We start from the raw sequence: 26,015 nt of genomic DNA on the forward strand, positions 1-26,015 counted from the left end.
CTATCGCCTCACCATCGTCTGTCGCGGGTCCATCGCGTCGCGCATGCCGTCGCCGATGAAGTTGATCGTCAGCGCGATGAGGATGATCATGACACCCGGGATGTAGAACAGGTACCAGTGCTCGTTGAACGCCGACGCGCCCGCGGCCTCGATGAGGAGGCCGAGCGAGGTGTCGGGGCTCTGGATGCCCAGGCCGAGGAACGACAGGGTCGTCTCGGAGAGGATGGCGAAGGCGATCTGGAGGGTCGCGGACACGATGATGACGCTCATCGTGTTCGGGATCAGGTGCTTGGTGATGATGTGCCAGTCGGAGCCGCCCGCGCTGCGCGCGGCCTCGATGAACTCCTTCTCGCGCAGGGACAGCACCTCGGCGCGCACGGCGCGCGCGATCGAGGTCCAGCCGAACACGGCGAGGATGATGGCCATGTGGTACCAGCGCACCGAGGTGTCGATGGCGCCGGCGAGCGCACCGGTGATCACCAGGAACGGGATCACGAACATGATGTCGAGGAAGCGCATGAGCACCGAGTCGACCCAGCCGCGGTAGAAGCCGGCGACGGCGCCGTAGAGCGCGCCGATGACCGTCGAGCCGATGGCGACGACGAGCGCGACGTTCAGGGACTGCTTGGTCGCCTGCATCATCGCGCCGAGCATGTCGCGCCCGGCCTTGTCGGTGCCGAACGGGTGGTCCAGGCTCGGGGCGGCCCACGAGGGGATCTCCGAGTGGATCTTGTAGTCCCACTTCCACAGGAAGGGGCCGAGGTACGCGAACAGCACGACCAGCACGAAGATCACCAGGCTGACGACGGCCGCGCGGTGGCGGAAGAAGCGGCGCCCGACCAGTTCCCACTGGCCGCGCTCCTTGCTGGTGATGGCCTCGGCGTCGAGGCGCGGGGCAGCGGAGTTACTCATAGCGGATCCTCGGGTCGAGCACGCCGTACAGGATGTCGGAGATCAGGACGCCGATCAGGACGACGACGCCGGAGATGAGCACGTAGGCCATGACGGCGAAGGTGTCGCCGGCGTTGATGGCGTTCAGCGAGTACACGCCGAGGCCGCGCCAGCCGAAGATGCTCTCCGTGACCATCGCGCCGCCCATGGCCCCGGAGAGGGCGAGGGGCGCGAAGGTGGCGACCGGGATGAGGGCGGTCCGCAGGGCGTGGCGCCGCATGACGGTGCCGTTGCGGACGCCCTTGGCCCGGGCGAGGCGCACGTAGTCGGAGTTCATGACCTCGAGCATGCTGGCGCGCTGGTAGCGGGAGATCGCGGCGTAGCCGCCGAGCATGAGCACCAGGGTGGGCACGATCAGGTAGGGCAGGGAGTCGACGAAGACCTCCCACCCGCTGCCCTGGAAGCCGGTCGTCCCGGACCCGTAGGTCTGGAAGATCGTGGAGCCGAGGATCTTGTTCAGCTGGACGGCGCCCTCCTTGAACAGGGAGCCCAGCCAGAAGATCGGCATCGCCAGGAACAGGAAGCCGAGGAAGGTCAGGATGTAGTCGGTCTTCGTATATTGCTTGACCGCGCTGACGACACCCGCGAGAATTGCGATGGCGATCGACGCGACGGTGGCGAAGAGGACCAGCCGGAGCGTGATCCAGAACCTGCTGGAGATCTCGGTGCCGATGTCCATGGCCGAGCCCTCGATGGAGGGGCCCCACTTGCCCTGGATCAGGCCGATGTCGTCGTTGGTGTCGCCGATCCCGGTGAGCCAGATCCAGTAGCGCTCGGGAACGGACCGGTCGTAGTACCAGGACGCCTCGAGGGCGTCGATGGTCGACTGGGGTACCGGCTCGCCGGTGGACTGCTCGATCTCGAAGACCCTGTCCTGTACCGGGTCGTTCGACAAGTCGACCAGGGCAAAGCACAGGATAGTGGCCCCCAGCAGCACCGGGATCATCATCAGGGTGCGCCGGATTATGAATACAACCATAATGCCTCGTTAACGGTTTCTCTGCTGTGGACCGGTCCGCCTGCCGACCGGCCCCGCCGCGCTGCCGCGCGGCTCCTCATTGGGCTCACTGACTCCCCATTCTGCGGCCTCGGCACAGCTCCCCGGGCACTTCCCCCGACTGAGCGGCGTTCTGTCGGAACGCCGCCCTGTCGGGATACTGCCCTGTCGGGACACTGCCCTGTCGGAACACTGCCGAGGCCCTGCCTGTGAGCGACTGGCACTTGCGGTAAATCTCTGCTTCCCGGCCGAGCCGGCGGGACCTCTGCGCCTGCGGCAGCGTCCCGCCTGGAGCGGACCGGCCTCACGCGTCTGGAATGGGCGACTTGAAGGTAAATATCACTCAGGAGGTAAAAACTACTCAGTGTCTGCCACACCCCATTCTGCGATGTTGTAGGCCGCTCGTTGCTGGGAAGCCCAATTGTCCCGGACGTTGACCAACCTATCGGAGACCATCACCATCACCGGTGCGTCGACGATCGGGAGGACGTAGGCGTCCTCGATGACGCGCTTCACGGCCTCGTTGGCGCGCGCGGCGGCCTCGTCCATGTCCAGGGTGCCGTTGATGTCCTCGATCAGCGCGTCCAGGTCCGGGTCCTCGAGGTGGCCGAAGTTCGAGCCGGACTCGGAAGACCAGTACTGGGAGGCGGAACCGACGAACAACGGGTCGGAGCTCCAGCCGAAGTTGATGATGTCGAAGTCCGCCTCGGCGAGCACCGAGCCGAGCGCGTCGGCCGGGATGGCCTTGAGCTCGACCTGGATGCCGAGGTCGGCGAGGGTGGCCGCGGTGAGCTCGCCGGTGATCTTGCGCGACTCGCGGGTCTCGAGGTAGCGGAAGTTCAGCTCGACCTGCTCGCCGTCGGGGGTGTGGAGGTTCCCGTCGGAGTCCCACGAGTAGCCGGCGCTCTCGAGGGTGGCGCGGGCCATCTCGATGTCGCCGGTGCCCTGCCCGGTCGCGGTGAGGTAGTCGGTGAAGTACTCCGAGCCGTTGCGGAACAGGTGGTTGTTCTTGCGCTCGATGTCGGACTGCACGAACGCGTAGGTGCGCTCGATGATGTTCTCGAGGTCGATGGCCTGGAAGACGGCCGTGCGCAGCACCTGGTCGGACAGGAACTCGTTGCGGGTGTTGAGGTCGATGTGCTCCCAGTTGGGGCCGCCGGCGACCGAGTAGGAGACGTTGTCGGCGGTCTCCAGCTGGGTGATCGCCTCGGAGGTGGCCGAGAACGGGGAGGAGCCGTCGATCTCGCCGTTGCGGAGGGAGGTCACGATGTTGTCGAGGCCCTCGATCACGCGGAAGGTGAGCTTGTCGAGGGTGACCTCGGTGTCGCCCGCCCAGTCCTCGTTCGGGGTGTAGATGACGTACTCGCCCATGGCGGCGTCGTCGATCTTGTAGGGGCCGGTCGTCCAGGTGGGGGCGGTCTCGGAGAAGTACAGCTCGGCCGCGGCCATGGCGGCGGGGTCGTTCTTCCAGTCGAAGCCCTGCTCCTCGGCGACGTGCGCGGGGAGGGAGAGGACCTCCTCGTAGCGCCACTCGGCGGAGTGGTACGAGTCGACGTAGGTGACGGTGACGGTGTTGCCGTCGCCCTCGATGCCGGCGACCTGGGAGCCGTACGTCGTGGTGGCCGGGGTGCAGCCGGCGCAGAGTTCCTCGTTGCCCGAGCGGGCGTACCAGTGGTAGATGAAGTCGTCGACGGTCACGTCGGTGCCGTCGCCCCAGTTCGCGCCCTCTTTGAGGGTGTACTCGACGCTGACGGGGCTCTCGCTCACGAGCTCGGGCTCGGCGGCGAAGAGGCCCTCGTTGACGATGAAGTCGCCGTTCTGGTCGAACTGGCCGGTGTAGGGCCAGCTGCCCGCGAGGGCGAGGCTCACGTACGCGTTGTTGCCGTCCGCGGTGTTCTGGTTCCAGCTGCTCCAGCCGGCGTCGATCGCCCACGTGACCTCGCCGCCGTCGGCGCGCTCACCTGAGTTGCAGGTGTCGGCGTCGGTGACGCAGTCGTCCAGGCTGGAAGAGACCGCATTCCCCTGCCCGCAGCCCGCCAGGGCCAGGGTGGTGCAGGCGAAGGCGGCGACGGCCGCCATGTGGTGTCGCTTCATGGTTCCTCTCGTGGGTTTGCGCCGCCGGACCGGACGGCGGGGAGGGCACCGTGGGGCGGTGTGCCTGCCGGGCCGAGTCGCCGTCGGGAGCGGTGGGGCTCCGTCGGGAGCCGCGAGGGCTCCGCCCGGGTCGTCCGGTGGCGGGCCGCTCGGAGGCGGCCAGTCCGGAGGCGACCCGGTCGGCGGGTCGGGTGACGCGAGGTACAGCCTTCCACGGGAATCGCAGGTTTCTTACAGCCGAACCAGAGATGAGCTTCGTTCGTTATGTTCCCGTGATGTTCATTCCCTGAATGGCTGCGAAAGGTGGGATTTTCACAGCCTGCCTGGGAAAACCCGTCGCGACGGTGAAACGGGTCCGGGAGCGCCGCGCCTCCGGATGCGGTACGTCGGAGGCGGGTTCGGGGTGCAGTGCGGGTCGTGCAATTCAGGTCGTGCAATTCAGGTGGTGCAGTGCCGGTGGTGCGAGGCTGATCGCGCACCGCGGACGCGGCGCGGTGCCCCGCGGGGCGCTCCGTCATGAGGCCGCCACGCAGCGGAGAGACGTCCAGAAATCAGACGAGCGGCGGAGCCCTTGAAGGGGCTCCGCCGCTTGGGCTCAGGGAACCCTTACTTCAGCTTCCACTCGCGGACGTTGAAGAGCGGGCCGGCCTGGGAGTAGCCGTTGGCCAGCGGGCCCTCGATGACCTGCGGGTTCCAGTAGATCGCCTGCGGCTCGTCGAAGACGGGCAGCGTGTAGGCGTCGGGGGCGACGAGCGCGTCGACGTCGTTGGCGAACTGGGCGGCCTCGTCGAGGTCGAAGGTCGAGCGGACCTTGGCGATCGCCTCGTCCGCGGCCGGGTTGTTGTACTTGCCGTAGTTCGAGCCCGAGGTGGACTCGAAGTACTGCGACGGCGCGACGGTGAACGCGGCGGAGCCGGACCAGCCGAAGATGACCAGGTCGAAGTCGCCCTCGGCGAGGACGTTGCCGAGCTCGCCGTCCGGGATCGCGACCAGTTCGAGCGCGATGCCGATCTGGGCCAGCTGCGCCTGCGCCAGCTCGGCGGCGAGCTTGCGGACCGGGTTGGTCTCGCCGTAGCGGACGTTGAAGGTCACCGCGGTGCCGTCGGCGTTGGTCAGGGTCTCGCCCTCGGCCGCACCGGTGTAGCCGGCGGCGGTGAGGATCGCCTGGGCGGCGGCGATGTCGCCGGAGCCCTGGCCCGTCGGGCCGATGTGGTCGACGAAGTACTTGTTGTCGTTCGCGAAGAAGTGGTTGAGCTTCTGCTCGACACCGGTCTCCGGGTAGTTCTTGTCGCAGATGTCCTGGCAGTTGATGGCCGTGAAGACGGCCTTGCGCAGCTCGACGTCGGCGAGGAACTCGTTCTGGACGTTCGAGTCGAAGTGGATCCAGATCGAGCCGGTGTAGGTCTCGAGGCCCATGTTCGGGTCCTCGGCGAGGAGGGCGTTCTGCTCCTCGGAGAACTCGCTCGGCCACGCGCCGTCGATGGTGCCCTGGCGCATCTCGGTGACGATGGCCTCGGTGCCCTCGATGACCCGGAGGGTGAGCTTCTTGATGGTCGGCTTGACCGAGCCCTGGTAGTTCTCGTTGATCTCGTACACGATGTACTCGCCGAGCTTGGCGTCGACGACCTTGTACGGGCCGGTGCCGATGAGGCCGGCGCCGTCCGCGGTCGGGGCGGTGGTCTCGAAGTACTGGATCGCGTCGCCCATGACCTCGGGGTCGGTCGCCCAGGCGGTGAAGCCGTTGGCCTCGGCCACGTGGCTGGGGAGGTAGACCGTGGAGGCGAACAGCCACTCGGGGTCGGAGTAGCCGTCGACGTAGGTCACGACGATGGAGCCGTCCTCGGCCTGCTCGATGGAGGCGATCTGCGAGCCCCAGTCGATGGAGGCCGGGAGGGCCTTCTCCTGGTTGGCGTGCTCGGCCTTGCCGGACATCGAGTACCACTGGAAGATGAAGTCCTCCACGCGGACCGGGCTGCCGTCCGACCACTGGGCGTTCTCATTCAGGACGTACTTGACCTGCATCGGCGCCTCGGAGACGAGCTCCGGCTCCGACGCGAAGAGCGCGTCGTCGTAGATGAAGTTCGCGTCGGCGTCGAAGTCGCCGGAACCGGCGGCCATCGGGACCATGGCCTGGTGGCCGTAGGAGTTGTTGCCGGCCTGCGTGTTCTCGTTCCAGGAGGCCCAGGCGGAGGAAATCGCCCAGATGGCCTCGGTCTTGCCCGAGCCGCCTTCTTCGCCTTCGTTACCGCCGCAAGCCGCCAGGGTGAGGGCGGCGGAACCGCCGATGGTCAGGCCGCCGAGAGCTCTACGAGTCAGAGCCATGAGTGTTTCTCCTCCAGATATCGATGCCGAGGGGCCTCCGGCTGGACGCGAAAGCGCCGATGCCGCGCGTCCGGACGAACGGTGGGGGAAGGCGTAGTTAGCCCTCGGCGGTGTTGTGACAAACACTGGCACAGACGTGAGCGGATTGACACGGCAGAGGGCCCAACTGGAGTTTATTCGTGATGCATTCGTGACTTTGCGCCCGCGCGCCTGTGGTCTGAATGGACCGTGGGGCCGATGTGGCATCGGCCCCACGGGGGAATTCAGTGAATTATCGGGACGGACTGCAGTGAATCGACGCCGGGAATCCGCGGGGATTCCGGGCCCGGTTCACCGCCCGTCCACGGACGCGGGCTCCGCTCGCGCGGCGGCGTCCGGTCCTACGGGGCCTGCCACTCGCGGACGTTCCACACCGGGCCGGCCTGGCTGGCCGGGTTCACCGGGTCGGTGAGGTCCACCAGCGTCGCGTTCCAGATGACCGACAGCGGGCTGGAGTACAGCGGCAGGGTGTACGCCTGCGCGACCGCCTGGGCGCTGATCTGGTTCGCGAACTCGGCCGACTCGGCCAGGTCGAACGTGCCGCGGACCTGCGGCAGCAGCTCGTTGATGACCGGGTCGTCGTACCCGCCGTAGTTCGAGGCCGAGTCCGTCGAGAAGTACTGGTTCGGGCCGGTGGTGAACGCCGGGCTGCCGACCCACGAGAACACGATCATGTCGAAGTCGGCGCTGGAGAGCGTCGCCGCGAAGTCCTCGTCGCCGAAGCCCTTCAACTCCAGGTCGACGCCGAGCGGCGCGAGCTGGGCCTGGATGACCTCGCCGGTGAGCTTGCGGATCTCGTTCGAGGTGGCGAAGCGGAAGTTGAAGACGACCTGCTCGCCGTCCTTCTCCAGCTTGCCGTCGCCGTTCCAGGTGTACCCGGCCGCGGTCAGGATGGCCTTGGCGCCGTCGACGTCGCCCTGGCCGTAGTTCGCCGGGGTCAGGTAGTCCTGGTAGTAGGGGCTGTCCTCGGTGAAGAAGTGGTTGCCCAGCCACGGCGCCTCGGTGCCGGGGAAGGCCCGCTCCTTGATCTCCGCGATGTTGATCGTGGTGAACACGGCCTTGCGCAGCTCGACGTCCTTGAGGAAGCCGTTGCGGACGTTGATGTCGAAGTGCGACCAGGTCGCGCCCGCGTACGTCTCGTACTTCCACTCCTCCGGGTTCTCGTCGAGCTCCTCGAGGATCTCGAGGGAGAAGTCGTTCGGCCAGCAGCCGGCGATCGTGCCCTGCCGCAGCTCGGTGACCTCGGCCTCGATGCCCGTGACCGGCTTCATCGTGAGCTTGGTGAACTTCGCCTTCTTCGAGCCCTGGTACTTCTCGTTGGGCTCGTAGACGATGTACTCGCCGAGCTTGTTGTCGACCGGCTTGTACGGGCCGCTGACGACGGTCCACAGGTTCTCGTTGAACCAGGTGATGGCGTCGCCCATGACCTCGGGGTCGGTCTGCCAGGCGGCGAAGCCGCCCTCCTCCTCCGCGTAGTGGCTCGGCAGGTAGACCCCGCCGGTGAACTGCCACTCCGGGTCGACGTTGCCCTCGGTGAAGGTGAAGACGATGACGCCCGGCTCGGTCTCCTCGATCGAGGCGACCGTGGAGCCCCAGGCGGTGCTCGCCGGGAGGGCCTTCTCCTGGTTGGCGTGCTCGGGCAGGCCCGAGACCGAGTACCACTGGAAGATGAAGTCCTCCAGGCGGATCGGCTTGCCGTCAGACCACTGGGCGCCCTCCTTGAGGGTCACCTGGATCTGCATCGGGGCCTCGCTGATCAGCTGCGGCTCGCCCTCGAAGATCGCGTCGTCGTAGAAGACGTTCCCTTCGGGGTCGAAGTCGTAGCCGTTCGCGCCGACCGAGATCATCGGGGTCATCGCGAGGTGGCCGGCCGAGTTGTTGCCGGTGCTCGTGTTCTCGTTCCAGGCTTCCCATGGGTACGCGATCGCCCAGACCAGCTCGCCGCTGGCCTCGCCGCCGTCCTCCTCGTTGCCGCCGCAGGCCGCCAGCATGAGTGCGGACGACCCGCCGATGGTCAGTCCGCCGAGTGCTCTACGGGTAAGAGCCATAGCTGTGTCTCCTCCATCAGGTCGGCCGAGGGGAGCGCCCGTCGCGGGCCCGGGGAGGCGCCGTCGCCGACCGGGTTCGCAGAGGGGGCGGACGGCCGCCTCGGCAGTACTGCGACAAACGGTGCCATGTCGACCGCGCGATGGGAACGACCCGGTACGGATTTGGCGGATCATTGTTACCCGACCGATACGCACGGAAGGGGCCGCCCGATCCCGGACGACCCCTTTGCTCGCTGCGGCTGCGCCTACGCGGGCTTCCAGTTCTGGACGTCCCAGAGCGGACCGGACTGGCTGTTGCCGTTCGGCGTCACCCCGGACAGCAGGTTCTGGTTGTAGATCGTCGACTGCGGCTCGTCGAGCAGCGGCAGCGTGAACGCGGCCGGCATGACCATGGCCTCGACGTCGTTCGCGAACCCGGCCGCGTCTTCCAGGGACGTCGTCGAGGTGACCTTGGCGATCGCCTCGTCGAGCCCGTCGAGCGCGTAGGAGCCGAAGTTCGAGCCCGAGTCCGAGCCGAAGTACTGGAACGGCGCGGTCGTGAACGCGGGCGTGCCCGACCAGCCGTAGACCACCAGGTCGAAGTCGGCCTCGGAGAGGACCGTGCCCAGCTGCCCGTCCGGGATCGCCGTGAGCTTCACGTCGATGCCGATCTCGGCGAGCTGCGACTGGACGACCTCGCCGATGAGCGTGCGGGTCGGGTCGCCCTCGCCGTAGCGGAAGGTCAGCGAGACCGCGTCGCCGTCGGGCGTGGTCAGCGTGTCGCCGGTGGTGTACCCGGCCGCCGCGAGCGCGGCGTTCGCGGCGTCGGCGTCGCCCGTGCCCTGCGGCGGGTCGGTCTGGCCGAGGAAGTCCTCGTGGAACTGGCTGGTCTGGCTGAAGAAGTGGTTCGTGCGCGCCGCGACCTCGGTGTCGGGGTACGCGCGGGAGATGAGCTCCGCGTTGTCGATCGCGGTGAACACGGCCTGGCGCAGGACCTGGTCGCCCAGGAACGCGTTCTTGGTGTTCGTGTCGATGTGGAGCCAGACGTTGCCCTCGTAGACCTCGGTCGCGATGGCGTCGTCGCCCTCGAGCTTGTCGAGCTCCTCCTGGCTGAACTCGCTGGGCCAGGAGCCGTCGATCTCGCCGTTGCGCAGGGCGGTGACGATCGAGTCGGTGCCCTCCACGACCCGGAGGGTCAGCTTGTCGAGCCCGGGGTCGACGCTGCCCTGGTAGTTGTCGTTGGGCTCGTAGATGACGTAGTCGCCGACGGCCGAGTCGGTGGGCGTGTACGGCCCGGCCGACCAGGTCGGCGCGGTGGTGCCGAGCCAGTCGGCGCTGGCGCCCATCTGGGCCGGGTCGGTCTGCCAGTTCTCGAAGCCGTTGGCCTCGATGATGTGGCTGGGCATGAGGTTCGGGAAGGCGAACTGCCACTCGGGGTTAAGGTAGCCGTCGATGTAGGTGACGGTGACGACGCCGTCGGCCTCGGTGACGGAGGCGACGTTGGCGCCCCAGTCGGTGGTGGCGGGCGCGCACTGCTCCTGGTTGCAGTAGTCGGCGTTGCCCGACATCTGGTACCAGATGTAGATGAAGTCCTCGGCCCGGATGGGCTCGCCGTCGGACCACTGGGCGTTCTCTTGGAGGGTGTAGGTGACCGTCAGCGGCGCCTCGGACGTGAGTTCGGGGAGCTTGGCGAGGACGCCGTCGTTGTAGACGAAGTCGCCGTCCGGGTTGAAGTCGCCGAAGGAGGCGGCCCCGGGGGTCAGCACCTGGTTGAGGTAGCTGTTGTTGCCCTCGCTCGTGTTCGGGTTCCACGAGTCCCAGCCCGAGCTGATCGCCCAGGTGACCTCGCCGTCGCCGCTGCCGCCGCCGTCGCTGCCGCCGCAGGCGCCGAGCGCCCCGGCCGCGAGCGCCGCCGCGCCGGCCACGGCCAGCGCGGTTGCCCTTGCAGGTCGCATATGACCACTCCCCGTGTATTGGATTGCCCAGTGTCCGCTGGAACTCGGTGATTCCGTTGTAGATCCCTTGTGGTCCGCTCGGTGGCGGACGCGACTGGATCATCGTTACACCTCGATGGCCCGATTTCGTGGAGTTTCAGGCAAAACGACAGGCCCGGCACCTGAATGCCGAGCCTGTTCGCGAGGCTTGTTCGGTTCTAGCCCTCCATCATGCCCGGACTCCTAGTCCGCCCTGATCCCCCACTCCGCCACCATGCCGAGCGAGGCCATGAGGGCAACTCAGCCCGGGCTCCTAGTCCGCCCTGATCCCCCACTCGGCGACGTTGTAGAGGGCGCGCTGCTGCGAGGCCCAGTTGTCGCGGACGTTGACGAGGTCCTCGGCGGTCATGATGGCGACGGGGGTGTCCACGGTGGGCAGGACGTAGGCGTCCTCGATGACGCGGGCGACGATCGCGTTGGCCTGTTCGACGGCCTTGTCGGGGTCGACCTCGGAGGCGAGGGCGGCGAGCATGGCGTCGAGTTCGGGGTCCGCGTTCCGGCCGTAGTTGGAGGCGGAGTCGGAGGCCCAGTACTGGTCGGCGCGGGAGACGAAAACGGGGGCGGAGGTCCAGCCGTAGTTGACCATGTCGAAGTCGGAGCTGGAGATGGTCGGGCCGAGGTCGGCGACGGCGAAGGGCTTGAGTTCGAGCTCGATGCCGATGTCGCCCAGGTTGAAGGCGACGAGGTCGGCCATGGTCTGGCGGTCGTCGCTGCCGTCGGCGTACCGGTAGTTGAACGCGACGCGCTCGCCGTCGGGGTCGTGGAGGCGGCCGTCGCCGTCCCAGGTGTACCCGGCCTGCTCGAGGGTGCTGCGGGCGAGCTCCATGTCGCCGGCGCCCTGGCCGGTGGCGGTGAGGTGGTCGGTGAACTGGGCGGAGTCGTTGCGGAAGAGGTGGTTGAGCTTGCGGGCGGCGTCGGACTGGACGTTCGCGTAGGTGCGGGAGATGAGCTCCTCGAGGTCGATGGCCTGGAAGACGGCGGTGCGGAGGGCGGGGTCCTGGAGGAACTCGTTCTGGGTGTTGAGGTCGATGTGGCCCCAGCCTGGTCCGGGGGCGATGTCGAAGGCGATCTCCTGGGCGGTGGCGAGGGTGGCGACGTTCTCGGCGCTGATGCCGTTGGGGCTGGCGCCGTCGATGGTGCCCTGGCGGAGTTCGGTGATGATCGAGTCGACGGAGTCGAAGGACTTGACGGTGAGCTTGTCGAGGGTGACCTCGGTGCTGCCGGCCCATTCGTCGTTGGGGGTGTAGACCGCGTACTCGCCGGTGGCGGCGTCGTCGACCTTGAAGGGGCCGGTGGACCAGGTGGGGACGGTGGCGGAGAAGTAGGCCTCGGCCGCGGCCATGGCGGCGGGGTCGTGCTCCCAGTCGAAGCCCTGCTCCTCGGCGATGTGCGCGGGGTTGGAGAGGACGGGCTCGTACTTCCACTCGGAGGAGGAGTAGCCGGGGCCGTAGGTGACGACGATCTTGTCGGCGGCGGCGCCGGCTTCGACGGACTCGACGCCGGCGGCGCTGGCGGCGGCGGGGGTGCAGCCCTGGCAGCGGGCTTCGCTGCCGGAGCGGGCGTACCAGTTGTAGACGAAGTCGTCGATGCCGATGCCGGTGCCGTCGCCCCAGGTGGCGTCGGGGTTGAGGGTGTACTCGACCTGCATGGGGTGCTCGCTGAGGAGGGTGGGTTCCTTGGCGAAGACGCCGTCGTTGAGGACGAAGTCGCCCTCCTGGTCGAACTGGCCGACCCAGGGCCAGTAGGGGGCGGTGATCTGGAGCGTGTAGACGGTGTACTCGGCGCTGAGGTTGGGGTTCCATCCGGTCCAGGAGCCGTCGATGCCCCAGGTGACCTCGCCGCCGTCGGCGCGTTCGCCGGAGTTGCACGTGACCGGGTCGGTCGCGCAGTGCTGGAAGCCGGGGTCGCCGGCGCCCTCTCCGCTTCCGCAGGCGGTGGTGCCGCCCGCGACCATGACCAGGGCGGCGGCCGTGCCGACGGCGCCGATCCCGGGGCGTCCTGCTCGCAACATCCCACTCCTCATGTTCGCTCGGCCGTTTCGCACGGCTCTAGGCGAATATGAGCAGGGCATGCCACCTCACCCCAAGTGTCCTCAATGACTGTCCATTGGGCACGGACCGGAGAGGTGCACCGGGGATCGCCGCAGGTGGGGGCGGTTGCGGGACGTTTCTGTAAGGGAACCATGGATATCATCGCTTTCAACGACATTCCCGGCGTTCACCCCGGCGCCCGATGATTGTGACCGAATCGGTATGAAACCGAGGGGCTGCGGTCGACCGGTGGAGGCCGCGGCGAGCGCGGTCTCCACCAGTGCAGCAGCTCAGGCGCGCATCTCGGCCGGGAGGTCCCTCGAATGGACGACGGTCAGCCGCGAGACCGCGCGGGTGAGCGCGACGTACAGGTGGCGCAGGCCGACGCCCTCGACCGTCGCTCCCCCGGTGGCGGGCGCCTCCACGATCTCGACCGGCTCGACGACCACGACGTGGTCGAACTCCAGTCCCTTCGCGAGGCTCGCGGCGACGAGCTCGACCCGTTCGGTCCCTTCGAGGAGCGGCCGCAGCTCGTCGGCGCGCGCGTCGGCGGCGATCACCCCGACCAGCCCCTCCTCGCGAAGCGCCGCGGCGACGGCGTCCTGGACGCCGGCCGCGAGGTCCGCGGCGGCGTGGTCCGCGGCGGCGTGGTCGGGGTCCGGGCCCGGGACGGCGATGAACTCGAGCGACCCGTCGGAGCGGATCGACCGCGCCGGCGCGACGCCCACGTTGAGATGCGGCAGGACCCGGTTGGCGAGTTCGATGATGACGGCCGGCACGCGGAACCCGGTGGTGAGCTCGGTGTGCTCGACAGGGTCGTGCCCGGCGTCGAGGCCCTTCCCCAGGTGCCGCATCTGGTCGTCCCACGAGGACGCGGCCCAGGGGGTGGTCCCCTGCGCGAGGTCGCCGAGGACGGTGACCGAGCCCTTCCCGGAGCGGCGGGCGATGGCCCGGCACTGCATCGGGGACAGGTCCTGCGCCTCGTCGATCACGATGTGCCCGAAGGAGGCCGAGGGTTCGCGGAGCTTCAGGTGGGACTCGACCTCGTCGGCGACGAGGAGGTCGGCGGCGCTCGGCTTCGCGGGCTTCCCGGTGAGCAGCGCGCTCTCCTCGTCGGTCAGGATCCCCCGGGTCGCCTCGGCGCGGAACGCCGCGTCGCCGTACAGCTTCTTCACCACGGTCTTCGTGTTGAGCTTGGGCCACAGGGCGTCCATGAACTTCTGGACCGCCTCGGTGCGCTTGATCCGGGTGGCCCACTTCGAGTCCGGGGAGTGGCCGGAGCGGATCTCGGCCTGGCGGCGCGCGCCCTGCACGATCGCGTCCTCGACGGCCTTGCGTCCGGCGGTGTAGGTGCGGGTGTGCTTGCGGGCGCTGGTGACCGCCTCGTCGAGGTACCGGTGGCCGAGCCGCCAGCGCCAGCCGCCGTCGGCGATGAGCAGCCCTTCGTCGGGGGCCGTGCCCGTGGCCTTCCGCAGCGCGTCGGCGGTGGTCCCGATGTGGCCCCAGACCGCGCGCTCGACGACGAGGGCGATGCGCTCGTCGTGCTTGACGAGGGCGGCCTCGTGGGTGTCGGTCGCGAGCGCGGTGTGGGCGCCGGTGAGCTGCTGGACCGTGGTCTGCCACACCGAGGTCTCGCCGAGGGTCGGGAGGACCCCGGAGATGTAGGAGAGGAAGCCCTCGTTGGGGCCGACGATGAGGACGCCGGACCTGGTGAGCTTCCCGGTGTAGTTGTAGAGGAGCCAGGCGGCGCGGTGGAGGCCGACGGCGGTCTTGCCGGTGCCGGGCGCGCCCTGGACGCAGAGGTTCGTGGCGGCATCGCGGCGGATGAGCTCGTCCTGGTCGGGCTGGATGGTGGCGACGATGTCGCGCATCGGGCCGGTGCGGGGCCGCTCGATCTCGGCCATGAGGATGTCCGAGGCGAGGCTGTCGGAGGAGGCCTGCTCGCCGAGGAGGAGGTTCTCGTCCTCGAACCCGGTGAGCCGGGCGCCCTGGAAGCCGAAGCGGCGGCGCTTGGCGAGGCCGCGGCGGTCGTGGACGGAGGCGCGGTAGTACTGCTCGGCGAGGGGCGCGCGCCAGTCGAGGACGAGCGGGTCGTTGTGCTCGTCGCGGATGTGGCGGCGTCCGATGTGGAAGTCCTCGCCGGGTGCCCCGGGCGGGGCGTCCATCCAGATGCGGCCGAAGAACAGGGCGATGTCGCGGTCGGTGAGGTCGGCCAGGCGCGGGACGGTGTAGTTGGCCATGGCCCAGCCGAAGTGCTGGTCCGAGCCGATGTCGCCGAGGCCGAGGTTCTTCCCGGACTCGTCGACCTCGCCGGCGTAGGTGCGGTGGATGGACTCGGTGAGGTCGCGCATGGCGGCCATGGAGGCGCGGACGCGCTCGTGGTGGGCGATCTCCGCCTGGAGTTCGGCTTCTGACACAGGAGTCTCCCCGGTGGATTTGTCAGACGGTGCTGCTGCCGGCCGGTGCTCGCACCCGGCAGCGCCGCTGCCGGATGGCGCCCTCGTCGGGCAGTGCTCTGGTGCGCCGCGCACCGCGCGGCGTATGCCTGAAAGGCGAACCGTCGACCCTACCGGGGTCAGGACCGGGCGGGCAATCGAATTAGCGCACGCCCGGCGGCTTCACACCGGCCGGGAGGCCGAACCGCGAACGGGACGCGACCGCTACCGCACCCCCAGCGGCTTCACATCCACCAAGAGACCACACCGCAACGGGACGCGACCGCTACCGCACCCCCAGCGGCTTCACGTCCACCAGCAGTCCGTCGTCGCGGTGGAGGACCCAGCCGCCGCCGGGGAGGAGGTCGTCGGCGGGCTCCTGGGAGTGGAAGGCCAGGTCGTGGCCGTCGAGGGCCGCGACGGCGACGAGCAGGGCGGCGAGCACGGGGCCCTCGGCGCAGACGACGGCGGTCCGCCGCGGGTCGGGCAGGGCCCGCAGGGCGCGGGCGCCGATCCAGACGGCGGCGTTCACGGGCGAGAGCTTCGGGGCGTCGGGGGCGAGGTCGGGGCAGACGGCGCTCTGGAGGTCGAGGCGGCTGGCGAGCGGCCCGAGGGTCTCGGCGCAGGCGCTGCCGGGCCCGCTCAGCAGGGAGGTCGGGTTGTACAGCTGGAGGAAGTCGGCGAGGGCCCAGGCCCGGCGCGACTGGGCGTCGGTGAGCCGGTCGGCGGCGGCGTCGGCGACGTGGCGCAGCAGGATCAGCGCGGACAGCATCAGCGGCCCCCTGCGGGGCGGGCGGGCGCGACACGGCATCGAGTCGGCCGGGCGTGGGCAACCGGGAGACGCATATTGAAGATGCTTCATCCACAGATGAACGACAGTTGAACCCGTAGTTTGCGCGGAGGTGAACAGTCCGCAGCGGAGCGGATTAGAGACGGCGCGGGCTAGGGGCAGTGCGGCCGCGCGGGCCCGTCCCGGCCCCGGCGCGGCGCCGTCAACGAGAGCGGCCCGGCCCGCTCGCAAGCGGTGCCGGTCCCCGCTCAGGGCTGGTAGCGCAGGTCCTCGTACTCCTCGTGGCGCTGCATCCAGCGGTCCACGAACGGGCAGGTCGGGTACGCCTTGGCGCCCTTGGCCCGCAGGTCGTCGAGCGCGTGCCGGACCAGCCGGTCGCCCCAGCCCTGCCCGCGCAGCGACCGGTCGACCTCCGTGTGCGGCAGCACCGTGAAGTCCTCCCGCACCAGGTACTCGAGGTACCCGAGCACGGCCCCCGCGTCGTCCCGCAGCTCGTACCGCTGCTCATCGCCGTTCTCGACCACAGAAAGATCCGCCATGGCGCAACCATATCCGGCCGGGGGCGCCCGGAGCCCGGCTAGACGGCGCTCGTCACTCCCGCCCGCCCCGGAAGCAGCACCGAGGCGAGGACGCCCGCGAGGCAGACGACCGCCGCCGCGGTGAAGACGTCGGCGTACTGGGCGGCGAGGGCCCGGTCCAGGGCTTCGAGGTAGACGGCCTGGCGCTCCAGGAACTCCGCTTCGGGCACGCCGAACGGGAGCGGGGTGTCGAGGTCGGCCGTGGACTCCTGGAAGCGGTGGAGGCTCCAGGAGGTGAGGGCCGCGACGCCGATGAGCATGCCCATCATGCGGGCGACGACGGCGAACGCGGCGGCCGTGCCGTGCCGGTCCTCGGGGACGGTCCGCAGGGCCGCCGAGGACAGCGGCGCGATGGTGAGGCCGAGGGCGAGCCCGGCGCACGCGAGGCCGGCCTCCGGGCGCGGGTCGGCGTCGCCGACGGTCCGGGCGATCCACGCGAACGCGGCTGCGGCGGCGGCGAACCCGGCGATCGACGGGACGCGCTCGCCGAGTCGCGCGGCGACGGCCCCGCCCGCGAGCGCGCCCAGCGGGAGGCCGACCAGGAACCACATGAGCAGGAGCGCGCCGCCCGCGGAGTCGAGGCCGAGGAGGGTCTGGGCGAGCAGTTGCGTGTCGACGAGGGTGACCATGAGGACCGCGCCCGCGGCGGCGCCGGCGACGAGGCTCGCCGCGTACGGCGTCCAGCGGACCCCGTCGGGGTCGAGGAGGCGCACACGGGATCGGCGCTGCTGGAACGCGAAGAGGACGAGCACGGCGAGGCCCGCGCCGATGGTCGCGGGGCCCCAGGCGGGGAGGACCGCGTCCTCGGGCTCGGGGTTGTACAGGCCGACGGTGAACAGCGCCAGGGCGACGGCGAGGAGCCCGCCGCCGAGGAAGTCGATGCGGGCGTCCTTGCGGGGCCGCTCCGAGGGGAGCGCGAAGTGGACGGCCAGGGCGGCGAGGAGCGCGAGCGGGAGGTTGATCCAGAAGATGCCGCGCCAGCCGACGAGGGCCGCGATGCCCGCGCCCGCAAGAGGACCGAGAACAGCGCCGAGCTCCTGGGCGGCCCCGACCCAGCCGAGGACGACGGCGCGGCGCCTGGCGGTGAACAGGTCGGCGGCGAGCGCCATCGTCACCGGCAGGAGCGCGCCGCCCGCGAGGCCCTGGAGGGCGCGGCCGGCGACGAGCGGGGCGAGGTCCTGGGAGACGGCGCTGACGACCGAGCCGATCGCGAAGGCGGCCAGGCACACGTGGATGACGATGCGCCGCCCGAACCGGTCCGAGACGCGCCCGAGCAGCGGCATCCCGGCGATGTAGCCGAGGAGGTAGCCGGTGACCAGGGGCGTGGCGCGTTCGAGGTGGTTCACGGGGATGTCGAGGTCGCCGATCATGTCGACCAGGACGCTGACGAGGACGTACGCGTCGATCGACCCGAGCAGCACGGCCGCCCCGGCGGCCCCGACGGCGAGTCGCCGCCGCTCGGGCTTCACCGGGGGCCGCGCGGGCGGGGGCGCCGCCTCAGCGGGCACCGGGGTCTCAGGGGGCAACGATCTCGACCGGCTCGTCGTACTCGTCGAAGGTCATGGTCACCGTGGCGTCCCCTTGAGCGAACTCGGCTTTGACGACGCGCAGGTGCTCCTGGTCGAGCCAGACGGTGGCGGTGTTCCAGTCGCCCGCGGCGGGCAGGAACTCGGCGAACGCGGCCGGTTCGAAGACGACCTCGTAGCGGTAGGCGTCGACGCCGTCGACGGTCTCGGTGTCCTCGGGGGTGGCGGACTCGACCGCCTCCAGGAGCGCGGCGATGCCTCGGTCGGGGTCGAGGAGGACCGTGGGGTCGTACGGGAGCATCTCGTCTCCGACGGGGATCTCCTGGTAGCCGCCGGTGAGGCCCTTGACGTAGGCGCGCTCGCCGATGATCGTGTACTCGACCTCGAGGTCCATGCCGAGTGCGGTGATCGTGCCGGTCCCCTCGGCGGAGCCGTCCGCGGTGACGACGCCGTCGGCGCTCTTGACCGCGAGGCCCTCGACGTCGCCGTCGACGGCGAGTTCGAAGTGGACCGATTCGACTTCGGCCATGGCCGCCGCGGCGCTGGGCATCGCCTCGTCTGCGGCGGGCAGGTCGTCGGCGCCGCCGGAGCAGGCGGCCAGCAGCGCGCCGGCGGCGAGCGCGGCGAGGGCGGCGCGGGAGGGGCCGATCAGGGGGCGTTTCGATCGCATGCGCCGATCCTATGCCCCCGGGGCTCCCGCCGGGAGACGGAAAAGACCGCCCGCGGACGCGGGCGGTCTCCGGGGAGCCCCGGCGGTCGGGTTGCCGGGGTTCCGGTCCGGGGGTCAGGCGCAGGCGACGGTCGGCCAGTTCCAGTTGCCGTTGGCCTGGACGGTCAGGCCGAAGGTGTTGCCGGCGCCGTTGGGGGTGGCGACGAGCTGCTGCGCGGACGGGTAGGAGGCGTTGCAGTTCCAGGTCGCGATGACCTTCGCGGGCGAGGGGATGTTCAGCGTGGTGCGCCAGTCGGACTTGCCCGAGACGGTCACGTTGAGGTTGTACCGGTCGCTCCACCGCTGCCCGGCGGAGAGCGTCGCGGTGCAGGCGCCGCCGCCACCGCCCCCGCCGCCACCGCCGGTGCTGCCGAGGGTGATGTTGGAGTTGCCGCTGGACTGGTAGCCCTCGGTCGCCATGATCATGTAGTAGGCGAAGCTGCCGAGGTTCATGCCGGCGCGGGCCCACGCGTCGAAGTGCTCGCCGGTGTTGATGGTCCCGGAGGTGCGGTTCCCCTGGCGGACGCTCCAGTACTGCTGGAAGGTCCTGGTGCCCTCCACCGACGGGGCGTTGGTGCGCGTCGACTGGCCGAGCCAGTAGGTGCCGCCGCTGGTGTTGAGCGTGCCGCGGTTCGTGGCGCCGCTGCTGGGGTTGTAGGGGCCGTGCGATTCGACGATGTAGTACTCCACCAGCGGGTTCGTGGTCCAGCCGTAGAGCGCGAGGTATCCGTTGCTGCCGTGGTTGACCGAGCCGTTGTACGTCACGGTGCGGCGCCCGCCGTTGGCCCAGCCCTTGCCGCCGACCCAGTTGTTGGCGCCGTTCCACGTGGAGCTGTAGTTGCCGCCCGCGCCGAGGGTCATCGAGGCCCGGCCCTGGGTGTCGGTCCAGAACGAGTAGTAGTAGCCGTCGTGCGTGCCCTCCTGGTTGGTGGTGATGACCTGCTGCGCCTGGGCCGCACTGGGGAGGAGCAGCCCGGTGGCCCCGAGCGCGAGCGCGCCCGTGCCGCCGAGCAGCAGGTTCCGCCTGCTGAAGAGGCTGGGGGGCGGGTTGTACTTCATCCTGACTCCTAGGAAGGGTGCCGGCGGCCCGTACGCAGACCGCATCGAGATGCGTCTATTTCTCGATCAACCTATCGTGGCCCGCGTCCCAGAACGTGTCAATGACTTCCGGAAAACTATCGGAACTTTTCGGCCTGGATCTTCCAGAAATCGGTACCGTCATCACAGCTCATGTGTGAATCTGAACGAGAACCCTCGAAATTCTCCATCGACAACCCTGAATTTGCAGCCGCGCAGAGCTGCACAACTTCCGGAAGTTTCAGAACCCGAACGCACGCACGAAGCAGGCTCCCGCGAAGACGAAGGAAGGCCGCCCGCTGAAGCGGACGGCCCTCGATGCTGGTGCCCCCGGCAGGATTCGAACCTGCGACACCTGGTCCCGGAAACCAGTGCTCTATCCACTGAGCTACGGAGGCATGTCTTGCGACGGTCCGCGCGAGCGGACTGACCGATGCTATCAGCACCGGAGACGGGGGTCGAACGCGGTTTGCCCGGCGAGGATCACACCTCCGCCGCGTCCTGCGATTCGGCCCGTGGAGTGTCGGGGGGCGGGCATAGTCTGACTCCGCTGAAACCTCCGAGCCTAGCGGACACGCTGCGGTTTCGTGGAGGGAATCACCGACGAAACACATCATCTTGGGGAGCCCCCAAGCCCCGACCACAACATGTATGATTCCCCTCTGTCAGGTCGGTGCTGTCGCAACCCATTCCCACCGCGTGGGGACGGCGGCGCCGCCGTGCCGCCAAGCACTCACAACCGTGCGGTCCCCAAGCAGGCCGCACATCACGAGGGGATGCAGAGATGACCGGGCTCGCCACCACGCCATCCGCCACCACCACCGCTCCGCAGCAGCGGGGTCCCGAGCAGGGGCCCGTCGCGCGGATCGCCGAGCGCATCCGGGTCCACGCCGCGGGACTGCCCGACGTGGACGCCGAGAAGGTCATCGCCCAGATCGAGGCCGGACTCTGGCCGGGCGCGACCGAGACGGCCCTGCGCGAGCGCGCCGTCGAGATCACCTCGTCGAGCGTCGCCTCCGAGCCGACCTACTCCAAGCTCGCGGCCCGCCTCCTCGCCGAGCACATCGCCGAGGAGACCGCGGGCGAGGGCGTCACCTCGTTCACCACGTCGATCGCGGCCAGCCGCGACAACGGGCTCCTCGCCGACGACCTGGTCGCGTTCGTGGAGGCCAACGCCGCCGCGCTCGACGCCGTCATCGACGACGCCGCCGACGACCGCTTCGAGTACTTCGGCCTGCGCACCGTCTACGACCGGTACCTGCTGCGCCACCCCGAGCACCGCACCGTGCTCGAACGCCCCCAGTACTTCATGCTCCGCGTCGCGTGCGGGCTGAGCCAGTCCGTGGAGGAGGCCGCCGAACTCTACCGGCTCATGTCGGCGCTCGCGTACCTGCCGTCCTCGCCGACCCTGTTCAACTCCGGCACCCGCCGCGCCCAGCTGTCCTCGTGCTTCCTGCTCGACTCCCCGAAGGACGAGCTCGACTCGATCTACGAGCGCTACAGCCAGGTCGCGCGCCTGTCGAAGTACGCCGGCGGCATCGGCATCGCCTGGTCGCGCGTGCGCTCGCGCGGCTCGCTCATCCGCGGCACCAACGGGCACTCGAACGGCATCGTGCCGTGGCTGCGGACCCTCGACTCGTCGGTGGCCGCGGTGAACCAGGGCGGCCGCCGCAAGGGCGCCGCGTGCGTGTACCTCGCGACCTGGCACGCCGACATCGAGGAGTTCCTGGAGCTGCGCGACAACACCGGCGACGTCGAGCGCCGCACGCACAACCTCAACCTCGCCAACTGGATCCCCGACGAGTTCATGCGCCGCGTGGAGTCCGACGGGCAGTGGTCCCTGTTCGACCCCAAGGAGACCCCCGAGCTCGTCGACCTGTGGGGCGACGCGTTCGACGAGGCGTACCGCGCCGCCGAGGCCGCCGGGAAGGCCCGCAAGACCATCGCCGCCCGCGAGCTGTACGGCCGCATGATGCGGACCCTCGCTCAGACCGGCAACGGCTGGATCACCTTCTCCGACACCGCGAACCGGACCTCGAACCAGACCGCGCGCAAAGAGAACGTCATCCACCTGTCGAACCTGTGCACCGAGATCCTCGAGGTGACCAGCGACTCCGAAACCGCCGTCTGCAACCTCGGCTCGGTGAACCTCGCCGAGCACTCCTCGCCCGAGGGCTTCGACTTCGAGCGCCTGGAGACCACGGTCCGCAGCGCCGTCAAGTTCCTCGACCGCACCATCGACCTCGGCTTCTACCCGACCGCCGAGGCCGAGAAGGCCAACCGCAAGTGGCGCCCGATCGGCCTGGGCTGCATGGGCCTCGCCGACGTGTTCTTCAAGCTGAAGCTCGCGTTCGACTCCGAGGAGGCGCTCGCCCTCTCGACCGCGATCGCCGAGCGGATCGCCCTGGTGGCGTTCGAGACCTCGACCGGCCTCGCCGAGGAGCTCGGGGCGCACCCGAACTTCGCCGAGACCCGCGCCGCCGACGGCGTGCTCCACATCGACCACTACCCGAACGCGCGCGTCACGCTCACCGAGCGCTGGGACGCCGTGCGGGCCCGCATCGCCGAGCACGGCCTGCGCAACTCGCTCATGATCGCGATCGCGCCGACCGCCACGATCGCGTCGATCGCCGGCTGCGCCGAGTGCATCGAGCCGGTCGTCTCCAACGTGTTCAAGCGCGAGACCCTGTCGGGCGAGTTCCTCCAGGTCAACCGCCACCTGATCGCCGAGCTCAAGGAGCGCGGCATCTGGAGCGAGCAGGTCCGCCAGGCCATCGTCGTCGCCGAGGGCTCCGTGCAGGGCATCGCGGCGATCCCGGCCGACCTCCAGGAGCGGTACCGCACCGCCTGGGAGCTGCCGCAGCGCGCCCTGATCGACCTCGCGGCGGCCCGCACGCCGTTCATCGACCAGGCCCAGTCGCTCAACCTGTTCCAGGCCAGCCCGACCATCGGCAAGCTCTCGTCGATGTACCGGTACGCGTGGCAGCAGGGCCTCAAGACCACCTACTACCTGCGCAGCCGTCCCGCGACGCGCATCAACCAGACGACGGTCAGCGCCCAGGCCTCCGAGCCGGTCGCGCCGACCGAACTCGAAGTGATCCCGGCCGACATCGCGTGCTCCCTGGAGAACCCGGAGAGCTGCGAGGCCTGCCAGTAGGACCCCGGGCGGGGCGCACCGGCGCCCCGCCCGCCCCACCGCCCCTCCACACGCCCCGGCCCCGCCGAGAGACTTCGAACTGCCCTGCACCCCTGAGCGAACCGACTAGCGAGAGGACCCGCCCATGCTGCTCGACCCAGGTATGGACCTGACACTGCGACCGATGAAGTACCCGGACTTCTACGACCAGTACCGGGCCGCCATCAAGAACACCTGGACCGTGGAGGAGGTCGACCTCGCCTCCGACCTGACGGACCTGGCGAAGTTCACCCCGCAGGAGCAGCACCTCATCCACCGCCTCGTGGCGTTCTTCGCCACCGGCGACACGATCGTCGCGAACAACCTGGTGCTCAACCTGTACCAGCACGTCAACTCCCCCGAAGGGCGCCTCTACCTCTCGCGCCAGCTCTTCGAGGAGGCCGTGCACGTGCAGTTCTACCTGACGCTGCTCGACACGTACCTGCCCGACCCGGACGAGCGCACGAAGGCGTTCGACGCGGTCAACAACATCCCCTCGATCAAGCGCAAGGCCGACTTCTGCTTCAAGTGGATCGACGAGGTCTTCGACATGCAGGAGCTGAAGACGGCGGAGCACCGCCGCAAGTTCCTGCTCAACCTCATCTGCTTCGCCGCGTGCATCGAGGGCCTGTTCTTCTACGGCGCCTTCGCGTACGTGTACTGGCTGCGCAGCCGCGGCCTCCTCGACGGCCTCGCCACCGGCACCAACTGGGTGTTCCGCGACGAGTCCTGCCACATGAACTTCGCGTTCAGCGTGGTCGACATCGTCCGCCAGGAGGAGCCGGAGCTGTTCGACGAGCAGATGCGGCAGCAGGTCACCGACATGCTGGAGGAGGCCGTGGAGGCCGAGCTCCAGTTCGCCGAGGACCTCATCGGCGAGGGCATGCCCGGCATGACCGTCAAGGACATGAAGTCGTACCTGGAGTACGCCGCCGACCAGCGCCTCGTGCGCCTCGGCATGCCGAAGAAGTGGGGCTCGGAGAACCCGTTCCCGTTCATGGCGCTCCAGGACGTGCAGGAGCTGACGAACTTCTTCGAGCGCAGGCCGACCGCCTACCAAGTGGCCGTGGAGGGCAAGGTCGACCTCGACGAGGAGTTCTGATCCCGGGCCGCGCAGTGTCTCCCGTGCGCGGCCGCAGCGAAGGGCCTGGCGCCGATGCGCCGGGCCCTTCGTCTTCGGGTCGGTGTGCCGGGGGCCGCTCCTGGTGGGGCGGGCGCCGCCCCGGTGCGGGGATGCCGCTCCGGGGGTCGGTCAGCCGGCGGCCCGGGCGAACGTCGAGCCGGAGGCCTCCGTGCCGTCGCTGAGCTGGGCGACGCACAGGAACGTGCCGTCGCCGGGGAGGTACACGTCGGTGGTCCAGTCGACCGCGTCGCCGGAGACGAGCTGCGAGAGCGGTCCGCCGTCGGCCTGGCCGTTCACGCACGCGGCCGCGACGGTCGCGTCGGCGCGGGCGGCCTCGGCGTCGGCCACGCCCTCGGGGAGCTGCCCGGTCGCGTACGCCTCCCACAGGTGGGCGGAGTCGCATGCGATGGAACCGAACTCGGCGTCGAAGCAGGCGGGCTCGGTGACGCAGCCGGCGCCTTCGACGGTGAGCGCGCAGGAGGAGACGTAGTCCTCGGCCATGGACTGCGCGGCCAGGTCGGTCGGCTCGTCGCCGCCGCCGAAGAGCCACACGCCGCCGGCGATGAGGAGGCCGAGGATGACCAGGCCGACCGCGCCCATGCCGATGAGGCGGCCGATACCGGAGCCGGTGTCGCCTTCTTGGAGGCGGCGCTCGCGGCGGGTCAGGCCGGTCTCGTTGCGCGCGACCGGGACGGGCAGGCGCGCGTCGCGCTCGTCCTTGCTGTAGGCCTCCCAGCGGGCCGTCTCGTTCCCGAGGCCGCCCGAGTGCGCCTGGGGCCCTGCGGGGCTCACCGGGGGGCTCACGGGCGGGCTGGGGACGCGCGCGGCGCCGGCGGTCGAGCGGGCCGGACGGACCGCGGCGGAGCGGGAGGTCCGGTCCGGCGCGGCGGCGGGGGCGCTCTGGCGGGGGCCGGACGGCGCGAGGTTGGCCGTCTCCGGGTCGTCGGCGCGGCCGCGGCGCTTGGCGGGGGCCAGGCGGAGCGTCTGGGGCGAGTCCGGCATGCCGTTCAGGTCGGCGTAGCCGGGAGCGGGCGCGGCGAGGTTCGCCGGCTCGCGGAACTCGGTCGGCGGCGAGGTGTACGCGCCGTAGAGGCCCTGGGACGCGGGCGAAGGCGCGTGCGGCAGGTCGTCGGTGATGCGCGGGATGATCCCGGTGGAGGCCTCGGGGATGCTCGCGAGGAACTCGCGGAACTCGACCGCGGTCGGGCGCCCGTCGGGGTTGTTGATGAGCGCGGTGCGCAGCATCTCGAGCAGCAGGGGCGATATGCCGGGGATCGCCGGGATCGGCTGGTCGAACAGGGCCGCGACCTCGTTGATGTCGAGGACCCCGTCGGCGGGGAAGCGCGGCGGGTTGCCGCTGAGCATCGCGTACAGCGTGGCCGCGAGGGAGTAGACGTCGGCGCTGGGGCCGGCGTGCTGCATGCGGAACACTTCGATGGGCGCGTACGCGGGGGTCGCCATCATCGAGAACCGTTCGCCCGGACGGGGGACGGGGATGAGGCTGGAGAGCCCGAAGTCGGCGAGCACGGCGTGGCCGTGGTGGTCGATCAGGAGGTTCGCGGGCTTGATGTCGCGGTGGACGATCCCGGCCTCGTGCGCCGCGGCGAGGGCGTCGGCGATGCGGATGCCGATCTCGATGGTGCGGTGCGGCGGGATGGTCGTGTGGCGGTCCAGCAGGTCGGCGACGGACCCGCGGCAGCGCTCCATGACGACGTACGGGTTGGCCTGGTGGGTGAGGCCGGCGGAGAGCATCTTGACCACGCAGGGGTGGTCGGAGAGGCGTCCGGCGGTCTGGACCTCGTGGCGGAACCGCTCGCGGGAGGCGTCGTCGGTGAGGGGCCGGGCCTCGATCTTCACCGCGACCTCGGAGCCGTCGTCGAAGCGCGTGGCGCTGAAGACGGTCGAGTAGGCGCCGCGGTCGATCTCGCTGAAGCCGGTGAGCCGCTCGATGCCGTGCAGGAGGGCTTCGGGGTCGGCCTCGGGCCTGGCTCTCGGCGGGGAGAGGGGAGCGGTTGGAGCACCGTAGGACGACATGGTGTCCACTGGAAACTTCCTCCGTTCTCGGCCGGCGTGCAAGCCGAAGCATCACTCGGTGTCGAGCCTGTTCAGGTCGTCGTGCGCGGGTCAGCGCCGGGGAGCGCGCCGCTG

Annotated in this window: 16 protein-coding genes and 1 tRNA gene; 2 read left to right on the forward strand and 15 right to left on the reverse strand. The window is 69.8% G+C overall.

Annotated elements, in window-relative coordinates; all coding sequences use genetic code 11:
• From ABD419_RS17930 to ABD419_RS17995, 14 genes are all read right to left on the reverse strand, one after another.
• Complete coding sequence (locus ABD419_RS17930; protein WP_344488965.1) at positions 1-912, reverse strand: ABC transporter permease; 912 nt, start codon at positions 910-912, stop codon at positions 1-3.
• Positions 905-1,930, reverse strand: a complete 1,026-nt coding sequence (locus ABD419_RS17935) for an ABC transporter permease (RefSeq protein WP_344488968.1) — start codon at positions 1,928-1,930, stop codon at positions 905-907. The genes ABD419_RS17930 and ABD419_RS17935 overlap by 8 nt, the downstream gene beginning before the upstream one ends.
• A 375-nt stretch (positions 1,931-2,305) precedes the next feature.
• Positions 2,306-4,042 (reverse strand): ABC transporter family substrate-binding protein, encoded by a 1,737-nt coding sequence (locus ABD419_RS17940; protein ID WP_344488971.1) that lies wholly within the window; start codon positions 4,040-4,042, stop codon positions 2,306-2,308.
• 606 nt (positions 4,043-4,648) lie between these two features.
• Positions 4,649-6,364, reverse strand: a complete 1,716-nt coding sequence (locus tag ABD419_RS17945; protein WP_344488974.1) for an ABC transporter substrate-binding protein — start codon at positions 6,362-6,364, stop codon at positions 4,649-4,651.
• A gap of 380 nt (positions 6,365-6,744) precedes the next feature.
• Positions 6,745-8,451, reverse strand: a complete 1,707-nt coding sequence (locus ABD419_RS17950; protein WP_344488977.1) for an ABC transporter substrate-binding protein — start codon at positions 8,449-8,451, stop codon at positions 6,745-6,747.
• Between the two features lie 245 nt (positions 8,452-8,696).
• Positions 8,697-10,385, reverse strand: a complete 1,689-nt coding sequence (locus ABD419_RS17955; protein ID WP_344488980.1) for an ABC transporter family substrate-binding protein — start codon at positions 10,383-10,385, stop codon at positions 8,697-8,699.
• A 292-nt stretch (positions 10,386-10,677) separates the two neighbouring features.
• Positions 10,678-12,435 carry an ABC transporter family substrate-binding protein gene (locus ABD419_RS17960; protein ID WP_344488983.1) on the reverse strand — a complete coding sequence of 586 codons (1,758 nt, stop codon included), beginning with the start codon at positions 12,433-12,435 and terminating at the stop codon, positions 10,678-10,680.
• Between the two features lie 309 nt (positions 12,436-12,744).
• The gene (locus tag ABD419_RS17965) at positions 12,745-14,814 is read right to left on the reverse strand and encodes a HelD family protein (protein ID WP_425556112.1); all 2,070 of its coding nucleotides are present in this window, start codon (positions 14,812-14,814) and stop codon (positions 12,745-12,747) included.
• Between the two features lie 361 nt (positions 14,815-15,175).
• Positions 15,176-15,661, reverse strand: coding sequence for a hypothetical protein (locus ABD419_RS17970; RefSeq protein ID WP_344488989.1), 486 nt, complete (start codon positions 15,659-15,661; stop codon positions 15,176-15,178).
• A gap of 266 nt (positions 15,662-15,927) precedes the next feature.
• Positions 15,928-16,218, reverse strand: coding sequence for a GNAT family N-acetyltransferase (locus tag ABD419_RS17975; RefSeq protein ID WP_344488992.1), 291 nt, complete (start codon positions 16,216-16,218; stop codon positions 15,928-15,930).
• A gap of 38 nt (positions 16,219-16,256) precedes the next feature.
• Positions 16,257-17,765 (reverse strand): MFS transporter, encoded by a 1,509-nt coding sequence (locus tag ABD419_RS17980; protein WP_344488995.1) that lies wholly within the window; start codon positions 17,763-17,765, stop codon positions 16,257-16,259.
• A 7-nt stretch (positions 17,766-17,772) separates the two neighbouring features.
• Positions 17,773-18,453, reverse strand: a complete 681-nt coding sequence (locus tag ABD419_RS17985; RefSeq protein ID WP_344488998.1) for an LppX_LprAFG lipoprotein — start codon at positions 18,451-18,453, stop codon at positions 17,773-17,775.
• A gap of 114 nt (positions 18,454-18,567) precedes the next feature.
• On the reverse strand, positions 18,568-19,551 hold the full coding sequence (locus ABD419_RS17990) for a glycoside hydrolase family 11 protein (RefSeq protein ID WP_344489000.1): 984 nt from the start codon (positions 19,549-19,551) through the stop codon (positions 18,568-18,570).
• A gap of 340 nt (positions 19,552-19,891) precedes the next feature.
• Positions 19,892-19,967 (reverse strand) — tRNA-Arg (locus tag ABD419_RS17995).
• A 386-nt stretch (positions 19,968-20,353) separates the two neighbouring features.
• Here ABD419_RS17995 and ABD419_RS18000 point away from each other — a divergent pair.
• Positions 20,354-22,726: a ribonucleoside-diphosphate reductase subunit alpha gene (locus tag ABD419_RS18000; RefSeq protein ID WP_344489003.1), complete on the forward strand. Its 2,373-nt coding sequence runs from the start codon at positions 20,354-20,356 to the stop codon at positions 22,724-22,726.
• Between the two features lie 124 nt (positions 22,727-22,850).
• A complete protein-coding gene (locus tag ABD419_RS18005) occupies positions 22,851-23,846 on the forward strand; it encodes a ribonucleotide-diphosphate reductase subunit beta (RefSeq protein ID WP_344489006.1) in 996 nt (331 codons plus the stop codon).
• Positions 23,847-23,996: 150 nt separating this feature from the next.
• On the opposite strand, the gene ABD419_RS18010 is transcribed toward ABD419_RS18005, so the two are convergent.
• Positions 23,997-25,901: a protein kinase domain-containing protein gene (locus ABD419_RS18010; RefSeq protein ID WP_344489220.1), complete on the reverse strand. Its 1,905-nt coding sequence runs from the start codon at positions 25,899-25,901 to the stop codon at positions 23,997-23,999.
• Between the last annotated feature and the right edge of the window lie 114 nt (positions 25,902-26,015).

This window comes from Glycomyces endophyticus (genome assembly GCF_039531525.1).
Taxonomy (GTDB): domain Bacteria; phylum Actinomycetota; class Actinomycetes; order Mycobacteriales; family Micromonosporaceae; genus Glycomyces; species Glycomyces endophyticus.

Excerpts from the sequence above, each read along its gene's own strand:
- ABD419_RS17985 (WP_344488998.1), bottom strand. The coding sequence starts at position 18,453 with ATGCGATCGAAACGCCCCCTGATCGGCCCCTCCCGCGCCGCCCTCGCC.
- ABD419_RS17950 (WP_344488977.1), bottom strand. The coding sequence starts at position 8,451 with ATGGCTCTTACCCGTAGAGCACTCGGCGGACTGACCATCGGCGGGTCG.
- ABD419_RS17965 (WP_425556112.1), bottom strand. The coding sequence starts at position 14,814 with ATGGCCGCCATGCGCGACCTCACCGAGTCCATCCACCGCACCTACGCC.
- ABD419_RS17945 (WP_344488974.1), bottom strand. The coding sequence starts at position 6,364 with ATGGCTCTGACTCGTAGAGCTCTCGGCGGCCTGACCATCGGCGGTTCC.
- ABD419_RS17940 (WP_344488971.1), bottom strand. The coding sequence starts at position 4,042 with ATGAAGCGACACCACATGGCGGCCGTCGCCGCCTTCGCCTGCACCACC.
- ABD419_RS17960 (WP_344488983.1), bottom strand. The coding sequence starts at position 12,435 with ATGTTGCGAGCAGGACGCCCCGGGATCGGCGCCGTCGGCACGGCCGCC.
- ABD419_RS17975 (WP_344488992.1), bottom strand. The coding sequence starts at position 16,218 with ATGGCGGATCTTTCTGTGGTCGAGAACGGCGATGAGCAGCGGTACGAG.
- ABD419_RS17990 (WP_344489000.1), bottom strand. The coding sequence starts at position 19,551 with ATGAAGTACAACCCGCCCCCCAGCCTCTTCAGCAGGCGGAACCTGCTG.
- ABD419_RS17955 (WP_344488980.1), bottom strand. The coding sequence starts at position 10,385 with ATGCGACCTGCAAGGGCAACCGCGCTGGCCGTGGCCGGCGCGGCGGCG.
- ABD419_RS17970 (WP_344488989.1), bottom strand. The coding sequence starts at position 15,661 with ATGCTGTCCGCGCTGATCCTGCTGCGCCACGTCGCCGACGCCGCCGCC.
- ABD419_RS18010 (WP_344489220.1), bottom strand. The coding sequence starts at position 25,901 with ATGTCGTCCTACGGTGCTCCAACCGCTCCCCTCTCCCCGCCGAGAGCC.
- ABD419_RS18005 (WP_344489006.1), top strand. The coding sequence starts at position 22,851 with ATGCTGCTCGACCCAGGTATGGACCTGACACTGCGACCGATGAAGTAC.
- ABD419_RS17930 (WP_344488965.1), bottom strand. The coding sequence starts at position 912 with ATGAGTAACTCCGCTGCCCCGCGCCTCGACGCCGAGGCCATCACCAGC.
- ABD419_RS17935 (WP_344488968.1), bottom strand. The coding sequence starts at position 1,930 with ATGGTTGTATTCATAATCCGGCGCACCCTGATGATGATCCCGGTGCTG.
- ABD419_RS18000 (WP_344489003.1), top strand. The coding sequence starts at position 20,354 with ATGACCGGGCTCGCCACCACGCCATCCGCCACCACCACCGCTCCGCAG.